At 42.5% G+C, this 20140-nt stretch carries 19 protein-coding genes and 5 tRNA genes; 11 read left to right on the top strand and 13 right to left on the bottom strand.

All coding sequences use genetic code 11. The features are described from left to right. Positions 1–74: 74 nt before the first annotated feature. The 5 genes from mog to coaA all read right to left on the bottom strand — a co-directional run bounded on the left by mog (position 75) and on the right by coaA (position 3744). Positions 75–659 carry a molybdopterin adenylyltransferase gene (mog, locus tag DY200_RS07840; protein ID WP_115587590.1) on the bottom strand — a complete coding sequence of 195 codons (585 nt, stop codon included), beginning with the start codon at positions 657–659 and terminating at the stop codon, positions 75–77. A 71-nt stretch (positions 660–730) separates the two neighbouring features. Next, positions 731–1645 carry a c-type cytochrome biogenesis protein CcmI gene (ccmI, locus tag DY200_RS07835; RefSeq protein WP_115587589.1) on the bottom strand — a complete coding sequence of 305 codons (915 nt, stop codon included), beginning with the start codon at positions 1643–1645 and terminating at the stop codon, positions 731–733. After that, positions 1645–2136, bottom strand: a complete 492-nt coding sequence (locus DY200_RS07830; RefSeq protein WP_115587588.1) for a cytochrome c-type biogenesis protein — start codon at positions 2134–2136, stop codon at positions 1645–1647. Before DY200_RS07830 ends, ccmI begins: the two co-directional genes overlap by 1 nt. Next, entirely contained in the window at positions 2117–2659 is a 543-nt protein-coding gene (locus DY200_RS07825) for a DsbE family thiol:disulfide interchange protein (protein ID WP_005598787.1), read from the bottom strand. The genes DY200_RS07830 and DY200_RS07825 overlap by 20 nt, the downstream gene beginning before the upstream one ends. A 134-nt stretch (positions 2660–2793) precedes the next feature. Further along, positions 2794–3744, bottom strand: coding sequence for a type I pantothenate kinase (gene coaA / locus DY200_RS07820; RefSeq protein ID WP_005598784.1), 951 nt, complete (start codon positions 3742–3744; stop codon positions 2794–2796). A 245-nt stretch (positions 3745–3989) separates the two neighbouring features. Here coaA and DY200_RS07815 point away from each other — a divergent pair. The 5 genes from DY200_RS07815 (at position 3990) to tuf (ending at position 5682) form a co-directional block, all read left to right on the top strand. After that, positions 3990–4065 (top strand) — tRNA-Thr (locus DY200_RS07815). A 36-nt stretch (positions 4066–4101) separates the two neighbouring features. Next, positions 4102–4186: transfer RNA gene (locus DY200_RS07810), tRNA-Tyr, on the top strand. Between the two features lie 44 nt (positions 4187–4230). Beyond that, positions 4231–4305, top strand: a tRNA-Gly gene (locus DY200_RS07805). 3 nt (positions 4306–4308) lie between these two features. Beyond that, a tRNA-Thr gene (locus tag DY200_RS07800) sits at positions 4309–4384 on the top strand. Positions 4385–4497: 113 nt separating this feature from the next. After that, entirely contained in the window at positions 4498–5682 is a 1185-nt protein-coding gene (tuf, locus tag DY200_RS07795) for an elongation factor Tu (RefSeq protein ID WP_009875214.1), read from the top strand. Positions 5683–5869: 187 nt separating this feature from the next. Here tuf and pdxY read toward each other — a convergent pair whose 3' ends face one another. Then, positions 5870–6730, bottom strand: coding sequence for a pyridoxal kinase PdxY (gene pdxY, locus DY200_RS07790; RefSeq protein ID WP_115587586.1), 861 nt, complete (start codon positions 6728–6730; stop codon positions 5870–5872). Positions 6731–6830: 100 nt separating this feature from the next. On the opposite strand from pdxY, the gene DY200_RS07785 reads away from it, so the two are divergent. Continuing rightward, positions 6831–6906 (top strand) — tRNA-Thr (locus DY200_RS07785). Between the two features lie 112 nt (positions 6907–7018). Here the strand turns inward: DY200_RS07785 and accA are convergent. The 3 genes from accA to DY200_RS07770 form a co-directional block, all read right to left on the bottom strand. After that, on the bottom strand, positions 7019–7972 hold the full coding sequence (gene accA, locus DY200_RS07780; RefSeq protein WP_005598724.1) for an acetyl-CoA carboxylase carboxyl transferase subunit alpha: 954 nt from the start codon (positions 7970–7972) through the stop codon (positions 7019–7021). A gap of 116 nt (positions 7973–8088) precedes the next feature. Then, positions 8089–9501 (bottom strand): multicopper oxidase domain-containing protein, encoded by a 1413-nt coding sequence (locus tag DY200_RS07775; protein ID WP_115587585.1) that lies wholly within the window; start codon positions 9499–9501, stop codon positions 8089–8091. Positions 9502–9507: 6 nt separating this feature from the next. Further along, positions 9508–10242, bottom strand: a complete 735-nt coding sequence (locus DY200_RS07770) for a 1-acylglycerol-3-phosphate O-acyltransferase (protein WP_115587583.1) — start codon at positions 10240–10242, stop codon at positions 9508–9510. A 142-nt stretch (positions 10243–10384) separates the two neighbouring features. On the opposite strand from DY200_RS07770, the gene tpx reads away from it, so the two are divergent. Together tpx and mnmE are read left to right on the top strand one after the other, a co-directional pair. After that, entirely contained in the window at positions 10385–10885 is a 501-nt protein-coding gene (gene tpx / locus DY200_RS07765; RefSeq protein WP_115587582.1) for a thiol peroxidase, read from the top strand. 122 nt (positions 10886–11007) lie between these two features. Next, positions 11008–12366 (top strand): tRNA uridine-5-carboxymethylaminomethyl(34) synthesis GTPase MnmE, encoded by a 1359-nt coding sequence (gene mnmE, locus DY200_RS07760; protein ID WP_005602146.1) that lies wholly within the window; start codon positions 11008–11010, stop codon positions 12364–12366. Positions 12367–12473: 107 nt separating this feature from the next. Here the strand turns inward: mnmE and DY200_RS07755 are convergent, their stop codons facing one another. From DY200_RS07755 to DY200_RS07745, 3 genes are all read right to left on the bottom strand, one after another. Beyond that, positions 12474–13829 (bottom strand): PFL family protein, encoded by a 1356-nt coding sequence (locus DY200_RS07755; RefSeq protein ID WP_115587580.1) that lies wholly within the window; start codon positions 13827–13829, stop codon positions 12474–12476. Positions 13830–13841: 12 nt separating this feature from the next. After that, positions 13842–14114, bottom strand: coding sequence for an ACT domain-containing protein (locus DY200_RS07750; protein WP_005602150.1), 273 nt, complete (start codon positions 14112–14114; stop codon positions 13842–13844). Positions 14115–14251: 137 nt separating this feature from the next. Further along, positions 14252–14941, bottom strand: coding sequence for a pirin family protein (locus DY200_RS07745; protein ID WP_005598738.1), 690 nt, complete (start codon positions 14939–14941; stop codon positions 14252–14254). A gap of 315 nt (positions 14942–15256) precedes the next feature. Here DY200_RS07745 and DY200_RS07740 point away from each other — a divergent pair, with 315 nt between their 5' ends. The 3 genes from DY200_RS07740 to DY200_RS07730 all read left to right on the top strand — a co-directional run bounded on the left by DY200_RS07740 (position 15257) and on the right by DY200_RS07730 (position 17872). Further along, positions 15257–15826: a Dps family protein gene (locus DY200_RS07740; RefSeq protein WP_005598741.1), complete on the top strand. Its 570-nt coding sequence runs from the start codon at positions 15257–15259 to the stop codon at positions 15824–15826. A 232-nt stretch (positions 15827–16058) separates the two neighbouring features. Then, the gene (locus DY200_RS07735; RefSeq protein ID WP_005598743.1) at positions 16059–16361 is read left to right on the top strand and encodes a helix-turn-helix domain-containing protein; all 303 of its coding nucleotides are present in this window, start codon (positions 16059–16061) and stop codon (positions 16359–16361) included. Between the two features lie 146 nt (positions 16362–16507). Further along, on the top strand, positions 16508–17872 hold the full coding sequence (locus DY200_RS07730) for a patatin-like phospholipase family protein (protein WP_115587579.1): 1365 nt from the start codon (positions 16508–16510) through the stop codon (positions 17870–17872). A 67-nt stretch (positions 17873–17939) separates the two neighbouring features. Here the strand turns inward: DY200_RS07730 and yccS are convergent, their stop codons facing one another. Further along, positions 17940–20114, bottom strand: coding sequence for a YccS family putative transporter (yccS, locus tag DY200_RS07725; RefSeq protein WP_115587578.1), 2175 nt, complete (start codon positions 20112–20114; stop codon positions 17940–17942). Positions 20115–20140 lie beyond the last annotated feature (26 nt).

The raw sequence follows: 20140 nt of genomic DNA, 5'->3' as shown, positions 1-20140 counted from the left end.
GAATGTAAAATTTTCAGTAAATTTGACCGCTTGTTTAGTTTTCCGAGTTATCAGGTGCTCCGTGGTTTTAAAGATTATCTTCTTGCTGATTTCGGACGGAAACTTTCGCAGATTTCAGAGCGAGTGTCGATATAAATATCACTTAATAGTTGTAAGCAATACGGCACGGCGCTGAAAACGCCTCGTACCAGCGTATTACCTTGTGCGTCTTTTACCCCTTCAAGAGTTTCTTTAATTGCTTTCGGCTGCCCCGGTAAATTTAAAATTAGCGAGTCGTGACGAATAACACCAACTTGGCGAGAAAGAATTGCGGTCGGTACGAAATGCAAGCTTACTTGACGCATTTGTTCGCCGAAGCCCGGCATTTCACGATGTGCCACCGCAAGGGTCGCATCCGGCGTGACGTCTCGTTTTGCCGGTCCGGTACCGCCGGTGGTTAAGACTAAATGGCAGTGGTGCGTATCCACCAATTCAATTAATGTTTGCTCAATGATAGCTTGCTCGTCCGGAATTAAACATGTTTCCACTTCAAACGGGGCGGTTAATACGGATTCCAACCACGCTTGTAATTCGGGAATACCTTGGTCTTGGTAAACGCCGCCGGAGGCACGGTCCGAAACGGAAACCAAACCGATTTTTAATGTCTCTTTACTTAACATTATTTATCCTTTTGCAATTTTAGGGCGGGTATAAACCCGCCCGAATCAGTTTTTAGTTCGCTAAAATGTTATTATTTTTTCTCTTCCGCTTTAGCCGGTTGTTTGCTTTCTTGCTCTTGCAACATCGACATTGCCATATTGATACTTTTTTCTACCGTAGCGCGGCGCGGTTCGCCTTCAGGAATCAGTTTTAGCATCATGCCCCAAGTCATTGCCGCCATTTTATAGTCTTGTTCTTCAAAAGAACTGAAAGCCAGTAAGCTGAGCGCATCTAAATTGGTATGATCTTCACGTAAAATTTCTTTTAACACCGCTTTACCTCTGTCCTTATCCGCTTGATCTTGCGAGAACATCAGCACTTGCGCGTAGCTGCCTTTATATTGCAGATTTTTCGGGTCCAGTTTGCTGGCTTTTTCATAGCTTTCCAGTGCTAATTGACCGTCATCTTTCGCCATGCCGATTTGACCTAACATAAACCAACCTTTGGCATCATTCGGTTTATTTTGTAATTCGACGCGTAATGCCATCGCAAATTGATTTAGCTCTTGTTCGGATAGCGGATTGGTCTCTTCATTTTTAATACGCTCATAAAAATATTCTAATTTCTTATGAGTCATATCAATCATATTACCGGCTTGCCACGAACCGACGCTAACATAAGCGGCGGTACCGATAGCGCCCACTGCTAACAATAGACCGACAAACAAAACTTTACCCGATTTAGTTTGTTGCGCTTGTTGCGTCTGTGCTTGCTCGGGAATATCGTCCAATAAACTTTGTTGAAGTTCCAATTTGGTTTTTTCAGGGTCGTCAATCACCCCTTCATTCGCTTCACGTTCGACTTCTTTTAAACGATCCAAATAGAAGGCTTTATTTAAACTGTCGCGTTTGGTCGAGTCGCTTTTGGCGGTCTTTTTTAATAACGGATAGAAAGCAATAAAGCAGATGACGATGGTAATTAGCGCAATAATGATCCAAAAATTCATTAGTCGTCCTTATTGTTAAGAATTTGATTTAAACGTGCTTGATCAATCTCTGCCTTTGCAGAATTTTGTTCGGATTTAACCGCTTGTTTCGCTTTGGATTTTCGTCCCCAAATTAAACCGAAGCCCAGCAATAACAACGCTACCGGTAATGCCCAAAGTAACACGGTTGCCGGTGTCAGCGGCGGATCATACGTCACGAAGTTACCGTAACGCTCAATCATATAATCCACCACTTCATTTTTACTTTTACCCTGTTTAAGCAGTTCCAAGGTTTTGAAGCGCATATCTGTCGCGATGGTAGCGTTAGAATCGGCGATATTATTATTCTGACATTGCGGACAACGCAGCTCTTGGATTAACGCATGATAATCCGATTCTTGTTGTGCCGAATCGAATTGATTAACCTCGATAGGTGCGGCCTTTACCACGGTTGTTGCAAATATAAAAAGAGAGAGAAATTTTTTCATACTGTTACTGTTTAAGTTTTTCATAAATCGGTTTTAATACTTGATTCCATACTTGATCGTTTACATCGCCGGCGTGGCGGTAATGAATGACGCCGTTGCCGTCAATGATAAAGGTTTCGGGCGCACCGTAAACACCGAGATCTAAACCTAAAGAGCCTTTAGGATCGTAAATATTCGCTTTGTACGGATTGCCGTAACTGGCGAGGAATCTCATCGCTTTTGAGCGTTCGTCTTTATAATCCACACCGACAATTTCCACGCCTTGTTTCGCCAGTAGCGTTAAATATTCGTGTTCGGCATAGCAAGTCGGACACCATGTCGCCCAAACGGTTAATAAACGGGGCGTACCTGTTTTTAATACGTTTTGATCCAACATTTGTTTTTCGTCTAACAAGGATTCCAAGCGAAAATCCGGAATCGTTTTGCCGACTAAAGCGGATTCCAATTTTTTAGGATCGTCCCCTTGCGCATTACGTGAAAGTTGCACCATAAAAGTGACGGTGAGCCCTAAGAAGATAATTAGAGGAAGTAAAAGTTTTTTGTTCATAATCAGCGGTCTTTTTTAAATGAAATTTTACAAAAACAGGCGGTTAGCTTAACAAAAATTTAGCTATTGATCGCCTATTAATTGTCGGTATTTTAGATTAATTATGCGATACGTTGCTATCATCATATTTTTCGTTATTTACGAAGCTTCACCGTCTGAATCGCATGGTCCTCGCCTTTTATTAATATTAAGTTTGCGCGTTCGCGGCTCGGCAGAATATTTTGTTTTAAATTCAAACCGTTAATTTCATCCCAAATGCTCGAAGCGGTTCGAATGGCTTCCTGTTCCGAAAGTTTGGAATAATGATGGAAATAAGCGTTCGGATCGGAAAACGCACTGCGGCGGAATTTTAAAAAACGAGCGACATACCATTCTTTAAGCAAATCTTCATCGGCATCGACATAAATAGAAAAATCAACAAAATCCGAAACGAATACGTTATGCGGACTTGACGGGTAATTCATACCGCTTTGTAGTACGTTTAAACCTTCTAAAATCACAATATCCGGCTGATCAACCACATTATATTGATCGGGAATAATGTCATAAGTTAAGTGTGAGTAAATCGGCGCTTGGATATGACGTTTACCCGATTTAATATCGGAGACGAACTGAATTAAGCGATGAATATCGTATGATTCGGGAAAGCCTTTGCGTTTAAGCAAATCTTTTTCTTGTAATGTTGTCAGCGGATATAAAAAACCGTCCGTCGTAATCAAATCGACTTTACGTTCGCTCGGCCATTGCGACAGTAAGGCCTGTAAAATACGTGCCGAAGTGCTTTTGCCGACCGATACGCTGCCGGCGATACTGATAATATAAGGTACTTTCGGTGACGCAACGTCAAGAAAGCGGTGTAATACGGTCTGACGTTTTAAGTTTTCTTCAATATAGTAGTTAATTAAACGGGCAAGCGGTAAATAAATAGTGCTTACTTCATCTAAAGAAAGGTCTTCATTAAAACCGAGTAGCGGTTTGAGATCTTGCTCGGTCAATTTTAGCGGGACGGATTTACGTAATTCGGCCCATTTTTGACGATCAAAAGTTAAAAAAGGTGTGATTTTGTTTGATTTTTGCAGGCTCATAGCCAAATTCTCTAGTTTTCCGATGCAATAGTATGCTTTTCTTAGAAAAGCTGGGGTACAAATATACAATATAAATCTAAAAATAGGACGTTTTATCTTAAGAAAAACAGGTAAAATATCTAAAAAACAATCATTTTGTTTACTAAGCAATCGAAAAAACAGATTTTTTAATTTTTTTGAAAAAAATGCTTGCGCGCTTTTAAAATTTCCCTATAATGCACCTCACTTGCTTACGACAACGCAACGCCGACTTAGCTCAGTAGGTAGAGCAACTGACTTGTAATCAGTAGGTCACCAGTTCGATTCCGGTAGTCGGCACCATTATCGCATGTTGTAAATAAGTATTCAATTAATCGTGGAGGGATTCCCGAGTGGCCAAAGGGGGCAGACTGTAAATCTGTTGGCTCAGCCTTCGAAGGTTCGAATCCTTCTCCCTCCACCATTCCTTATAATTGAATCGCACATCGGACAGACGAATTTAGAACAGCGGGCATCGTATAATGGCTATTACCTTAGCCTTCCAAGCTAATGATGCGGGTTCGATTCCCGCTGCCCGCTCCAAGCGCTGATATAGCTCAGTTGGTAGAGCGCACCCTTGGTAAGGGTGAGGTCGGCGGTTCAAATCCGCCTATCAGCACCAGCATTTCTTCTATTTTCATCTTTTCAATGTCTTGAATTTATTAACAATTTCTACATTTGGTTAATGTGGTTATGTACCATTTGTAACCGTGTTTGTTTAAGAGGCTTTTTAAAATGTCTAAAGAAAAATTTGAACGTACAAAACCGCACGTTAACGTGGGTACAATCGGCCACGTTGACCATGGTAAAACAACTTTAACAGCAGCAATCACTACCGTATTATCAAAACACTTCGGTGGTGCGGCTCGTGCATTCGACCAAATCGATAATGCACCGGAAGAAAAAGCACGTGGTATCACCATCAACACATCACACGTTGAGTACGATACAGAAACACGTCACTACGCACACGTTGACTGCCCGGGACACGCGGACTATGTTAAAAACATGATTACCGGTGCGGCGCAAATGGACGGTGCAATCTTAGTAGTAGCAGCGACAGACGGTCCGATGCCACAAACTCGTGAGCACATCTTATTAGGTCGCCAAGTAGGCGTACCATACATCATCGTATTCTTAAACAAATGCGACATGGTAGATGACGAAGAGTTATTAGAATTAGTAGAAATGGAAGTGCGTGAACTTCTTTCTCAATACGATTTCCCGGGTGATGACACACCAATCGTACGTGGTTCAGCGTTACAAGCGTTAAACGGCGTGCCGGAGTGGGAAGAAAAAATTCTTGAGTTAGCACACCACTTAGATACTTATATTCCGGAACCAGAGCGTGCGATTGATAAACCGTTCTTATTACCAATCGAAGACGTATTCTCGATTTCTGGTCGTGGTACAGTAGTAACAGGCCGTGTTGAACGTGGTATCATCAAATCAGGTGAAGAAGTTGAAATCGTAGGTATCAAAGAAACTACGAAAACAACCGTAACCGGTGTTGAGATGTTCCGTAAATTATTAGACGAAGGTCGTGCGGGTGAAAACGTTGGTGCCTTATTACGTGGTACAAAACGTGAAGAAATCGAACGTGGTCAAGTATTAGCGAAACCGGGTACAATCACTCCGCACACAGACTTCGAATCAGAAGTTTACGTATTATCAAAAGAAGAAGGTGGTCGTCATACTCCATTCTTCAAAGGTTACCGTCCACAGTTCTACTTCCGTACAACGGACGTAACAGGTACAATCGAGTTACCGGAAGGTGTTGAGATGGTAATGCCGGGCGACAACATCAAAATGACAGTGAGCTTAATTCACCCAATCGCGATGGACGAAGGTTTACGTTTTGCGATTCGTGAAGGTGGTCGTACAGTAGGTGCGGGCGTTGTAGCGAAAATCATCAAATAATTAAGTTTTAGCTTAATATTTGAAGCGAAATGCTAAAAGAGAAGGCGTGTTGAAAGGCACGCCTTTTTGTTTTTGATTTTTGATGATTAGGGAAAGATACGAACGATTTTCCCATACTCACTAAAATAAACGAATAAAAAATGCCGCTTATTTCACAACAAGCGGCATGATTTTTAGGTTATTTCGATTAAACAATCTTTATCGCTTTATATTGGTTACGAGGTGTAAGGATAAATTCTCGAGCGGCAATAATTTGCAGTTCGTAAACGCCGGAATTTGCGGTAACTTCCATCACATCATTTACGGCATTTGCGGTATGTTCAAAGGCTTCGATATCCGATTTACCGTTCAGTAAATTGGCTAAGAATAAACCCGCAGTCAGATCGCCTACGCCTACCGGCTCTTTATTAAATTGATAGAGCGGACGACTGATATGCCAAATACCTTCCTCGGTTGCAAAAAGCATTTCAAATTTATCCGCTTGTTTACCGACTTTACTTAAATGCTTCACTAAAACTTTTTTCGGTCCTTTGGTGAGAATGACTTTTACCGCTTCAATCGCTTGTTCAAAATTTTCTACGCTTAAACCGCTTAATTCTCTTAATTCGACTAAGTTCGGCGTAATAATATCGGCATGCGCCATTGCCTGTTTTATTAAGCCTTCTTTTACGCCGTCGGCGACGATACAGCCTTTATCCGGATGCCCCATGACCGGATCACACAGATAAATCGCATTCGGATTACGACTTTTCACCGTATGAAATGCGTTTACGATTTCCGTGACTTGTTCGGCCGAACCGATATAACCGGAAAGTACCGCATCGCATTTTGCCAATTCGCCAATCTCATCAATACCTTGGATAATTTCACCGATTTGTTCTTTCGGCATTACTATTCCTTTCCATTTACCGTATTGGGTATGATTCGAAAATTGTACCGTATTCAACGCCCAAACATCGACACCTAACAATTGCATGGGAAAGGTAGCGGATTTATTGCCCGCATAACCGTAAACCACATGAGATTGAATAGACAGAATGTTTTTCATTCAATTAACTCCCTTTTTATTTTTGAATATATAAAAATCTAACAAAATAGACTTGTAACTTTAAACGAAAAAACTATAATAACGCCTCTTTTCAAGATACGCCGACTTAGCTCAGTAGGTAGAGCAACTGACTTGTAATCAGTAGGTCACCAGTTCGATTCCGGTAGTCGGCACCATTCTTCTTTACTTCCGAATAACTTGTTATCCATTCAAAAATAGTCGATTTAAGATTTTTGTGTATAAAAAAGCGATCAAATTTTCGCAAAAAATCACAAAAATTTGACCCGTTTATACGTAACCGTAGCTCATTAAACGTTGATAACGACGATCTAATAGGTCTTCCGTACTGAGCGGAGCTAAGTCTTGTAAATCGGCTAAAATTTGTTGTTTAAGATTTTCCGCCATTTGCGCCACATCACGGTGCGCACCGCCGAGCGGCTCAGCCACGATGCTGTCGATTAAGTTTAATTCTTTTAAACGTTGCGCGGTTAAACCCATAACTTCCGCTGCAGTTGAGGCTTTTTCGGCGCTTTTCCAAAGAATGGAAGCACAACCTTCCGGAGAAATGACCGAATAGGTTGAATATTGCAACATATTTACTTTATCACCGACACCAATCGCTAAAGCACCGCCTGAACCGCCTTCACCGATAACCGTACAGATAACCGGCACTTTTAATTGCGCCATTTCACGTAAGTTGCGTGCAATCGCTTCCGCTTGACCGCGTTCTTCCGCACCGATACCCGGATAAGCGCCCGGCGTGTCGATAAAGGTAATAATCGGCATATTAAAGCGATCCGCCATTTCCATTAAACGTAACGCTTTGCGATAGCCTTCCGGTGCCGGCATACCGAAATTACGTCTCACTTTTTCTTTGGTGGTACGACCTTTTTGGTGGCCGATGACCATTACCGGACGCCCGTCGAGACGTGCTATACCGCCGACGATTGCTTTATCGTCCGCAAACGCACGATCACCGGCAAGTTCGTCGAACTCGGTGAAAATATGCTCGATATAATCTAAAGTGTACGGGCGATTCGGGTGGCGCGCCATACGAGAAACTTGCCACGCATCTAAGTTGGCAAAGGTTTTCTTGGTCAGTTCTTCGCTTTTTTTCTGTAAGCGTTTGATTTCGTCATCAAGGTCGATTTTACCGTCTTGCTCGCTAACTGCACGGAGCGATTCGATTTTCGCTTCCAATTCGGCAATCGGTAATTCAAAATCTAAATATTCTTGGCTCATTGTCTAAGTCCTATTTTCAGAAAATTCTATCTATTTTACCAGTGATACGGGCTAAATAGGTATTTAAGCGGTTATTTTTTTCAATTTTTTGCAAATTTTGCGACAGATCCGACCGCTTATTCGGTGACGATAAACTGTCCCATCGCACCTCGGTCACGTAGCATAAAATCGGATACGCCGAAAGTGAACGGTAATTGCGCGCTTGCTTGGTGGTCAAAGCGAACTAACAGGGTCACTTCTTGGTTTTTTTCCAACCAAACCGTATCATGCCAAGCAAGTTGTTTATGCGGCAGACGTTGGCGATTACGGGTTTCAATCAGGAATTTCGCGCCTTGCAGAGTAAATCCGACCGCTTCATCACTGGTAATATACCAGCGTTCGACGTTGCCTTGTTTCACATTAAAATCAATCCGTTTCGGATCAAAGCGTTTTTGATTAATCAAACGATCGAACGGACGAATAATCAAATGACGTTCTTCCGCAATTTTTAATTGAAAATCTTCGGTTGCAAACGGCGGTAAACTCGGTTTATTACTGAACACCGCCGCCATACCTTCCGGACGCAGTTCCAAAATCACGTTGTCGGCTAATTCGTTATCGTCACTGAACAGGTTTTTCGCTTGGTAAAAAATGTCTCGCTTTTGACCGCTTATCAGTGAAACGGTTTTACCTTCATTGAGATCGACCAAGACTTCCACTCGTTCGGAAGGAGCAAGAGTAATGCTTTCTAACGGCACGGGTTCGGCTAACATACCGACACCGGTTGCAATTAAATGTAACGGTTGATCATTGTCTAAGCGTAATTGATAAGGACGCGATAGCGAGGCGTTTACGATACGTAAACGTACCCAGCCTCGCGCTACTTGGTGATAGGCGGATTCTTGCCCATTAACGAACAGACGTTTCCCGAAAAACTGTTTTTGATTGGCATCTAAAACTTGTACGCCCTGTTTGTTGAGCTGCTGATCTTGTAAAATCAGCGGAATATCGTTTACGCCGTATTTATTCGGTAAATTCGCTTTTTTACTTTGCTCGTCTTCGATAATCCACAGCCCGGCTAAACCTCGGTAAATTTGGAACGCCGAATTGAGCATCGTATCGGCGTGATACCAACAGGTACAAGCCGGTTGATGTATCGAGATAATCGGCGACCAACTGCTTTTAGCCTCCAGTTTGCGATGAATGGAACCGATCATTTCGGTCGGAGCTAACAGCCCCTGAATATTCATCGTTACCGTTTGCGGCAAGTTATTCACATAGGTCAGTTTCACAAAATCATCGGATTTGACTCGCACCGTAGGCGCAAGATATTGACCGTTTACGCCCCAAACATCAACCAGTTTGCCTTTGTCGAACTGAGTTTGTGCCGGACGTAAATCCAAACGCACAGGACGACCGCGACCGACGTCGATAATCGGTGGGATTTTTAGCGGTTGGCGTTCTGCCGCCCATAAGGTTTTCGGTGCGGAAAACATCGTTGCGGCAACCGCCGAACGAGTAAGTAATTGTCTTCTGGTCAGATTCATCATCTTTAATTACTTTGTTTCTTTATTGGCTTCTAATGCGGCAACCTCCGCATCCAACGCTTCGATTTTCGCCGACATCACGGCATAACTTTTTTCGATTAATTCTTTGATGTTATCACGGTTGTAACCGCTGGTATCAATCGGTTCTAACGTTTCACAAATGACCACGCCGTTATTCCAACGGTTTAAATCGACTTTATTATGTAGCGAAGAACAGACGATAGGTACAATCGGCACGCCGGCGGCAATTGCCGTGTGGAATGCACCGGTTTTAAACGGTAATAAACCTCTGCCGCGGCTGCGGGTACCTTCCGGGAACATCCAAATCGAAATTTGACGTTCGCGAATAATTTCCCCGACTTTATTCATTGTGCTGATCGCACTACTGCGCTTTTCACGGTTGATAAAGATATTACCGGTCGCCCAATAAACCAAGCCGAAAAACGGAATCCAAATCAGACTCTTTTTACCGATGGTTACCGTGCGAGGCGGCACCATACCGGCAATGGTAAGCATATCGTAATTGTTTTGATGATTAGCGATGTAAATCGCCGACTGATTAAATGCCGGACGAGGGCGGTAAATGACTTTTAAGCCGACTAAACGATGCATCGCCGCATACATTTTAGCGACGACGCCGACCGAACTCGGATGGCGAAAACGCACAAACGCATAGAGTGTTCCGATAAGGGAAATCATAATCGCAAGAACGGCGATTAAAAGGATACGAAGAATTTTTAACATAAATAACCTTGAGTTTAAATGAAGACGACGCTTCTTAAAAATTTACCGAAGTATAGCAAATTTTACTTATTTTATTAAAAGGTTTAAATGCGGAATAAAAGCCGCTATATTAGTTTTACTTTTCAACCAGAGGATGTTTAAGATGAGTAATGTAACTTTAATGGATAATCCGATTACCGTTGCCGGTATTTTTCCACAAGTGGGCGATACGGTTGCCGATTTTAGCCTAGTGAATAACGGTTTGGAAAATGTGGCGTTAGCAAGTTTTGCCGGAAAACGTAAAGTATTAAATATTTTCCCAAGTATCGATACCGGTGTATGTGCGACTTCAGTACGTGTGTTTAACCAAAAAGCGGCTGATTTAAGCAATACGGTTGTGCTTTGTATTTCCGCCGATTTACCTTTTGCACAGGCGCGTTTCTGTGGTGCGGAAGGGATCGAAAACGTACAAACCCTTTCAACATTCCGTAATAAAGCGGCGCATAACGCATTAGGCGTTGATATTCAAAGCGGTCCGCTTGCCGGTTTAACTTCACGTTCCGTTATCGTATTAGACGAAAATAATCGCGTGTTACACAGCGAATTGGTTTCCGAAATTAAAAACGAACCGAATTACGAAGCGGCATTAGCGGTTTTAGCTTAAGCGGAACTTAAATCATAAAATGTAGTACCTTCCGTTTTATGCTATAATAGAACGATTACAAGCGGTCCGATTTGCAAATTTTTTTGCAAAAACGACCGCTTCTTTAATAAGAAGGGATCCAAATGAAAGATACGATTGTTGCTCAGGCAACCCCGATTGGTCGTGGGGGCGTGGGCATTTTACGCATCTCGGGGCCGTTGGCTCAAGAGGTGGCAAAAGAAGTGCTGGGCAAAGAGCTAAAACCTCGTCTTGCCAATTACTTACCGTTTAAAGATCAAGACGGCACGGTGTTAGACCAAGGTATTGCATTGTTCTTTAAAGCGCCGAATTCGTTTACCGGAGAAGACGTGTTAGAACTGCAAGGGCATGGCGGTCAAGTCATCTTAGATATTTTACTGAAACGTATTTTAACAATTAAAGGCATACGTATTGCCCGTGCCGGCGAGTTTTCCGAGCAAGCCTTTTTAAACGATAAACTCGACCTCGCACAAGCGGAAGCGATTGCCGATTTAATTGATGCGACCAGCGAACAGGCGGCACGTTCGGCGTTAAAATCGCTACAAGGCGAGTTCTCTAATAAGATTAATCAGCTAGTCGATTCGGTCATTTACCTGCGCACCTATGTGGAAGCGGCGATTGATTTTCCCGATGAAGAAATCGATTTTTTAGCGGACGGCAAAATCGAAGGGCATTTAAACGATATTATTCGCCAACTGAACGGCGTACGCAAAGAAGCGAAACAAGGTGCGATTTTGCGTGAAGGGATGAAAGTGGTGATTGCCGGTCGCCCGAATGCCGGTAAATCGAGCCTGTTAAACGCTTTAGCGGGCAGAGAAGCGGCGATTGTAACAAATATCGCCGGTACTACCCGTGACGTATTGCGTGAGCATATTCACATTGACGGTATGCCGCTGCATATTATTGATACCGCCGGTTTACGTGAAGCGAGCGATGAGGTGGAGAAAATCGGGATCCAACGTGCGTGGGATGAGATCGAACAGGCGGATCACGTATTATTGATGATCGACAGCACCGAACAAACGGCGGAAGCATTTAAGACCGAATGGGCGGACTTTTTAGCCAAATTACCGCAAAACATTCCGGTTACCGTGATTCGTAACAAAGTGGATTTATCCGGCGAGGCTGAAGGCTTACAAGAGTTGGACGGTTTTACTTTGATTCGTTTATCGGCACAAACCAAAGTGGGCGTGGACTTACTGCGTGAGCACCTTAAAAAATCAATGGGTTATCAAAGCTCGACCGAGGGCGGCTTCTTAGCTCGCCGCCGTCACTTACAGGCGTTGGAAACCGCCGCAGAGCATTTAGAACGCGGTCATATCCAATTAACCCAATTCTTCGCCGGCGAATTACTCGCAGAAGAATTGCGTATGGTACAAAATGCGTTAAGCGAAATTACCGGTCAATTTACCTCGGATGATCTGCTAGGCAATATTTTCAGCTCGTTCTGTATCGGTAAATAAGCCTAAGAAAGTGAAGATATAAAAAACAAGCGGTCAATTTCTCAGGATTTTTGCAAAATTCCTATTGAAATTGACCGCTTTTTATAAGTTTTAAAGCTAAATAGCGATTAGTTTTTCATTGATTGAACCGGTGCCGGAATACGTCCGCCGCGATTCACAAACACTTCGCACGAGCCTTCTTTAACCGGCATAATCGGCGCATAACCGAGTAAACCGCCAAATTCGACGCTTTCGCCGACATCTTTGCCGGTTACCGGAATAATACGTACCGCCGTAGTTTTGCTGTTGATCATACCGATTGCCGCTTCATCGGCGATAATACCGGAAATGGTATGTGCCGGCGTTTTACCCGGTACGGCGATCATATCTAAACCGACCGAACAAACGGCTGTCATCGCTTCCAATTTATCTAGCGTTAAGATACCGCTTTCCGCAGCAGCTATCATCCCTTCATCTTCCGATACCGGAATAAACGCACCGCTTAAACCGCCGACAGAGCTGGACGCCATCATACCGCCTTTTTTCACCGCATCATTTAACAATGCTAAGGCTGCGGTCGTACCGTGCGTACCGCATACGCTTAAGCCCATCGCTTCTAAAATACGCGCAACGGAATCGCCGACTGCCGGTGTCGGTGCAAGCGATAAGTCTAAAATACCGAACGGAATATTCAGCATTTTTGCCGCTTCTTGCCCGATCAACTCACCGACGCGGGTGATTTTAAATGCGGTTTTCTTCACGACTTCCGCTACTTCGGTTAAGGTTGTCGCATTGGAATTTTCTAACGCTTCTTTTACCACACCCGGGCCGGAAACCCCGACATTAATAATCGCATCCGCTTCACCCGAACCGTGGAATGCACCCGCCATAAACGGATTGTCTTCCACCGCATTACAGAACACCACAATTTTGGCACAGCCGAAACCTTCCGGAGTAATCTCGGCGGTACGTTTAATCGTTTCGCCGGCAAGTTTTACCGCATCCATATTAATACCGGCACGGGTTGAGCCGATATTGATCGAACTACACACGATATCGGTGGTTCTCATCGCTTCCGGAATCGAGCGAATTAAAACTTCATCGGAAGGCGACATCCCTTTTTGCACTAATGCGGAAAATCCGCCGATAAAAGATACGCCGATTGCTTTTGCCGCACGGTCGAGTGTTTGTGCGATAGAAACATAAGAATCCGCTTTCGTTGCTGCGGCAATTTGTGCGATAGGCGTGACGGAAATACGCTGATTAACGATAGGTATGCCGTATTTGGCGGAAAGAATTTTGGCGGTTTCGACTAAGTCTTTGCCGATGGTGGTAATTTTTTGATAAATATTTTGGTTTAATTGATCGATATCGGCACTGATACAGTCGTGTAAATCGATACCGATGGTAATGGTGCGCACGTCAAAGTTCTGGTCGGCGACCATTTTTATCGTTTCAATAATTTCGCTGGATTGAATACTCATTTCGCCACTCCCTTAAATACGGTGCATCGCTTTGAAAATTTCTTCGTTTTGAATACGAATATCTAACGCCAGCTTTTTACTTTCTTGCGTGAAAAACTCGGCTAATTCCGGGAATGATTTGGCACATTTGGCGGTATCCACCAAAATTACCATCGTAAAAAAGTCATCCATTAATTGTTGGCTGATATTCACGATATTAATTTGATTTTCCGCTAAGATTTTTGATACGTCGTACACGATACCTACACGGTCTTTACCGATAACGGTAATAACTGAATTGCTCATTGTCGCTTCCTCGAGTTTGCATATTATTAGATGGGAGCGATGAGTATAACGCCGTTTCGATTGTTTGACTAGACATTGCGCAAACGTTTGCGCAAATTAAAATAAAAAAACCACGGCGTAAATTCCGTGGTTAATGTTTAAACTAAATCGAATAATAAAAATTCAACGTCGCTATCGGTTTCAATCGTTAATAGTTGTTCGGCACGAATGCCTAACGCATCGCTGGTTTCAAGTTTTGTACCGTTTACGCTTAATTGACCTTTTACCACTTGTAGCCAGTATGAACGGTTGCTATCCAATTCGATTTGCGCATTTTTATTTGCCGCATATTGATAACGCCACAATTTCATATCCTGATAAATTTTAAACGAACCTTGTTCGGCGGTCGGCGATAAAATTAACGTACCGCCTTCACGATCGGCAAACTTATCTTGGCTGTAACGAGGAGTTACGTCTTTTTGATTCGGGATAATCCAAATTTGATAAAGATGTAAGGTTTCTTCCAGATCCGGATTGATTTCCGAATGGAAAACGCCCGTCCCTGCCGACATAATTTGGAATTCGCCCGCTTTTACTTCGGTTTGGTTACCCATACTGTCTTTATGAGCGACACGCCCGTTAAGTACATAAGTGAGGATTTCCATATTGTCGTGCGGATGCATACCGAAACCGCGTGCCGGTGCGATAAAATCTTCATTAATTACTCGTAGATGTGAAAAATGGATATGCTTCGGATCATAATAATTGGCAAAAGAGAACGTATGATAACTTTCCAACCAATCGAATGAACCGTCGCCTCGTTCATTTGCTTTTCTGACTTGTAACATTTTAAATTCCTTAAACTTGGTGATTTGATACGGTATTTGACCGCTGTTGTGATTAGGAGTATTGTAAATGGAAAATATGAGTGGATAAATATCACATTTGTGGAATAACTATTTACTTATGGTGGATAATAAACTTATTGCAAATGAATTTCAGAATCATTAATAGAAATAACCTATTTATATAACCTTATTTAATTAGTTTTATCTATTAATACCTATCGTACTTATCAGTAATAACAATTAGACAGTATTGTGAATTTTACTCATAATTTGCCCAGTTAAATGATGAAAAAGAAATCAATAGGAGTATAAATTATGACAACTAATACTATTACTTTCCCAGTATTAACTTTAAGTACCCAAGCACAAGCACTTAGCGCAGACGTAAATAAAAATGCTACTCACACCGTTCCGGGTTTAACCGTTTCTACCGGTCATTTAATTGCCGATGCGTTACAAATGCGCTTACAAGGTTTAAACGAATTGGCGATGATTTTAAAACACGTACACTGGAATGTCGTTGGTAAAGGTTTTATCGGGATACACGAAATGCTGGATAGCCAAGTTGATGAAGTACGTGAATTTGTAGATGAAATTGCCGAACGTATGGCGACATTAGGCGTAGCGCCGAACGGTTTATCCGGTAATTTAGTTGCGACTCGTCAAACGCCTGAATATCCGTTAGGTCGTGCGACGGTACAGGATCATTTAAAAATGATCGATTCGTATTACTCGCATAATATTGAAGCGCATCGAGTGGTGCTTGAGCATAACGGTCATTTAGATCCGGTTAGCGAAGATTTATTAGTAGGCCAAATTAGTGCGTTAGAAAAATTACAATGGTTTATCCGTGCGCATTTAGATGACGGTAGCGGTAATATCTAGTTAGAATTTTGATTGTATCCTTCTAAAGTAAGCGGTTGATTTCAATGCAAATCTTGCAAAGAAATCGACCGCTTAATTTTTTAGCAAAATGCAAGTTATTTTTTTCGATTTTGCGATCCAGATCGCAAAATTAATATTTTTCTCGTGCATTTTACCCGTTTATCCTATAGGGTTCGAAACTGGCTTTAAATTGATTACAATTTATTTGTCGCACTAAAAAGAGGTTATTAAAATGAAAGAAAAAAAGCTAAGAGAAATCTTAAAACATAATAAACTCAATCGTCTGAAAACATTCGCTGAAGAAACGACGATGTGTTTAGATTTAAAATTAAGCCATTTACGTGAAGAACTGCAAATTACGCAACAAGAGATCGCTAATAAATTACAAATTAGCCAGCCTTCCGTTGTGGCGTTGGAAAAACGGGGAACGGATATAAAATTATCTTCCATTCAACGTTATATCGACGCTATCGGCGGACAGCTACAGATTGCGGTTGCCTTACCTTCAGGTAAGTCGGTGATTTACAAACTCTAGCTTTAATAAAATAAGCAATCCATTTTGAGAAGTTTTAAAGGAGATTAAAATGGATTGCTTGTTTTCTTGTTTATCATCGTTATTCTTATCTATAAATTATTATTTACGTTTCCATTATCTTAACCGTGTTGATGAGATAGCCGCGTATGAAGCCGATAACATTATTAGAAAAATCTATAGGGCTAATCGCTGTACTGGGCATATCCGCCTGTAGCTTGGTTTCTTATCAACCGGTTCAATCCATTACGCAAATTACCCCTGATCAAGGCTACCGTTTACAATCCACCATCAATAAAAATACCGAAGACGGTAATCTCGTTATCCTAATGTTTTCCGGCGGCGGTACGCGAGCGGCGGCCCTCGGTTACGGCGTATTAGAACAACTTAAATTGGAACATATTCGTCCGGCGGCGAAAGGTTCGAGCCTAATTGATAATATCGATTTGGTGTACGGCGTATCCGGCGGTTCGGTGTTAGCCGGTTATTTCGCTTTGGAAGGACGAGATGTCATTCCTAAATTCGAGGAAAAATTTCTGAAAAGAAATTTTCAGCGAGAAGTCATCGGTCAAGTCTTTTCGCTTTCCAATGTTCCGCGTTTAACTTCTCCGCAATTCGGCAGAGGCGATTTGCTTCAAGAACAGCTCAATATTGCGCTGTATAAGGGAAAAACGTTCGAGGATTTAGAGAAAAATCGCAAAGGACCTTTTGCCGTGATCAGCGCAACTGATATGAATATGGGGCAGAAGTTCAGCTTTACGCAAGAAACGTTCGACGGGCTTTGTCTAAACCTCAATGATTTGGAAATTGCGCGTGCGGTGGCGGCATCCAGTGCCGTACCGCTGATTTTTGCACCTTTAACGCTTAATAATAACGGCGGAAATTGTCGGTTTAAGATGCCGAAAGAGTTCGTAGTACGTGAGCAGACGGTAAACGGTTTAACCACCAAAAATATTCAAGAAACCAAGCATATGCTGACGCTTTACCAAAATAGTCGAGAACGCCCGTTTGTGCATTTGGTCGATGGCGGTTTAACCGATAATTTGGGTTTAGCCGGTTTGTTGGATATTTCCGAAGCGTTCGGTATGGAACAGCTTTATCAAATCATTCGACAGAGCCGAATTAAGAATATTATCGTGATTAATGTGAATGCGCAAAACGAAGTCACGAATGAAATAGACACGACTGCAAACGTGCCGAGCGTAACCGATGTGATTAATACGATTATTAACGTGCCGATTGATAAAACGACTCAAAATACCTTACGTCGTTTTCGTACTTTTACCGATGCGTGGAATAAATATGCCGTAACTCAGAAAAGGCAGAAAATTCGATTGCATTTTGTCGGTTTGAGTTTGAAAGATCTGCCGGAAGGCGAATTGAAAAAAAACGTGCTGAACATCAGTACTTCGTTTTATTTGCCCGAAGAAGATGTCGATAAGCTGCGCCAAGCCGCTTATATTTTATTACAACAATCCGATGAATATCGCGCCGCTCTTTCTTCGTTGAGATAAAAAGAAGCGGTCGAATTTAACGAATATTTTGTTATTTTTTTGCCGAATCCGACCGCTTGTTTGAGTGTTATTCCCGATAAAGTTGTTCTTTATTCACCAAGCGTTGTAATTGCGGTAACAACTGAGTAATCATACGCAGTTGTTGAACCAATACCAGAGCGAGCTTATCGCCGCCGTCTTGATAAGTCTGTTCGAAATGATTGAGAGCCATATCGATTTCACTGAGTTGCAGAGGAACGGATTCGCTATCTTTCATCTGTGTGATCGCATCTAATATATCGACCACCTGTTTTCCCTTACTGAAAAAGATCGCCGAAAAATCAATATTATGACTTAATTCCGAACTTTCCACTCGATATGCGCCTAATGCCGAAATATAACCGAGCAACGTATAGGTTACGCCTAATAGTTTCGGCGCAAAGTCCAGCACTTCTCGATATTTTTTAGGTTCGCCGTGCATATTAGAAATCACCGCACTTAATGCCGAAATATTATTATGTACGTCACGGCGGGCGACACGATAGGCTAATTGGTCGTTATACCCGAATTGCAATTGCGCCAAAATATGGCGTAGATATTGTCCGCTGGCGACAAGCGTGCTTTGTAAATTGCGATGCAGATTGAGGTATTTCCAGTCCGGATAAATAAACGAAACCGCAAACCACGCTAATGCCGTGCCGATGAGAGTATCGAATAAACGCGGTAATAGAGCGTTTTCCGCCCCTAAACCGGAAACGTCTAAACTTACAAACACCAGTAATGTAATAAAGAAGGTTGAGAAACCGTAATTACTGATGCGGAAGAAGTAATATAAGCTGCCGGTAATGCTGATAAGTCCGAGCTGCGCTTCTAAACTCGGTGCAAAATATTGGAACAGGAAGCCGACAAATACGCCTAATACCGTACCGATAATACGTTGAATCAACCGTTTTTTGGTTGCGGCATAATTCGGTTGGCAGACAAATACGGCGGTTAGTAAAATCCAATAGCCTTTACCGTCCAAATTTAATAATTGCACGACTAAACTGCAGGCGAACACCACGATAGATAAGCGAATCGCATGGCGGAATAGTTGTGAAGACAGCGTACATTGGCTACGAATCGCGTTAAGCATATTTCTAAGACCGGATACATTCTCCGCAATCAAGCGGGTGGATTTCACTACGTCTTTACGTAAGTCGTCCACACCGTTTTCTTGTTCGATTTGGTTTAATTGCCCTTCGATATTCCGTAGGTTTTCCGCAATAGATTGCCAACGATGAGCGGATTTTAAGCCCCGTTCGCTATGGAAATGCAGCGAGTTAAGTAACCCTTGTAAGGCTTTTTCTCCTCTTGCGCTATGCTGATAGCTTTCGCCGTGACGTAATGCCGAAGCAACTCGCTGGCAGGCAATCGCCTGTAATTCCATTACACGTTGGAAACGGAACATCAAATCGCTGTTATTTAATTGTTGAAACAATTCGTGATATTGATAATGGCTGGAACTTGCCCGCTCCCAAATATCCTGTGCGGTAAAATAATAACGAAGCAAATGATGGGTACGGCTATGGCGGTTACGCCCTTGCAAGCGATAAAACAACGAAATCCGCGTTTGGTCGAAAGTTTGGATAATTTGCTGGTTCGCTTTGGCTAAAGCAAGCTGTTTGGCGGCGAGATCATCGTCATCGGGGTCGAAATATTCCGATTTGGCTTGTAAATAGGCGCCTAACGCATCGTAGGCTTTGGCTAAGTTTTCCTGAACGATACGATTTGGGAAACATAAATGCACGATTAACGCCACCACCCCGTAAATTAATGCGCCGGACAAGATCATCAACATATTGCCGTACCAAATACTTTCCGGGGTATAGACCAAACTGGTGTAAACCGCAACGATTAACGAACCGAACGCAATCGTACTGTAGCGTTGTCCGATTGCACCGAGCATCACTAAAATAAAGGTACTTAACATTGCCGCCGGTAAAAACAGCCAACCGAAACTGAGTGAAAATTGTGCGCCTAACGATGAAACGGCAAAGGCAAGTAAACTTAATACCAGATTTTTAACTCTGCCGGTCGGGCTATTATCCAAATCCACCAAACCGCCGGCGATAACCCCTAATATCAGCGACATCGCCAAATGTGACATTTGCAGTTGCCACACGACGAGCGAAACCAGATTAATTGAAATAAAGATCGGTAGCGTTTTAATCATATTTTCCGATAACCAATCGAATCGGAATGTTTTTAGGAAGTTTTTCATGATAGGAAGCGGTCGAATTCAGCTGA

The sequence above is a fragment of the Actinobacillus lignieresii genome, from assembly GCF_900444945.1.
GTDB classification, from domain to species: Bacteria; Pseudomonadota; Gammaproteobacteria; order Enterobacterales; family Pasteurellaceae; genus Actinobacillus; species Actinobacillus lignieresii.
The sequence above is the reverse complement of the archived record's forward strand: the minus strand, read 5'-3'. Positions and strand labels throughout refer to the sequence as shown.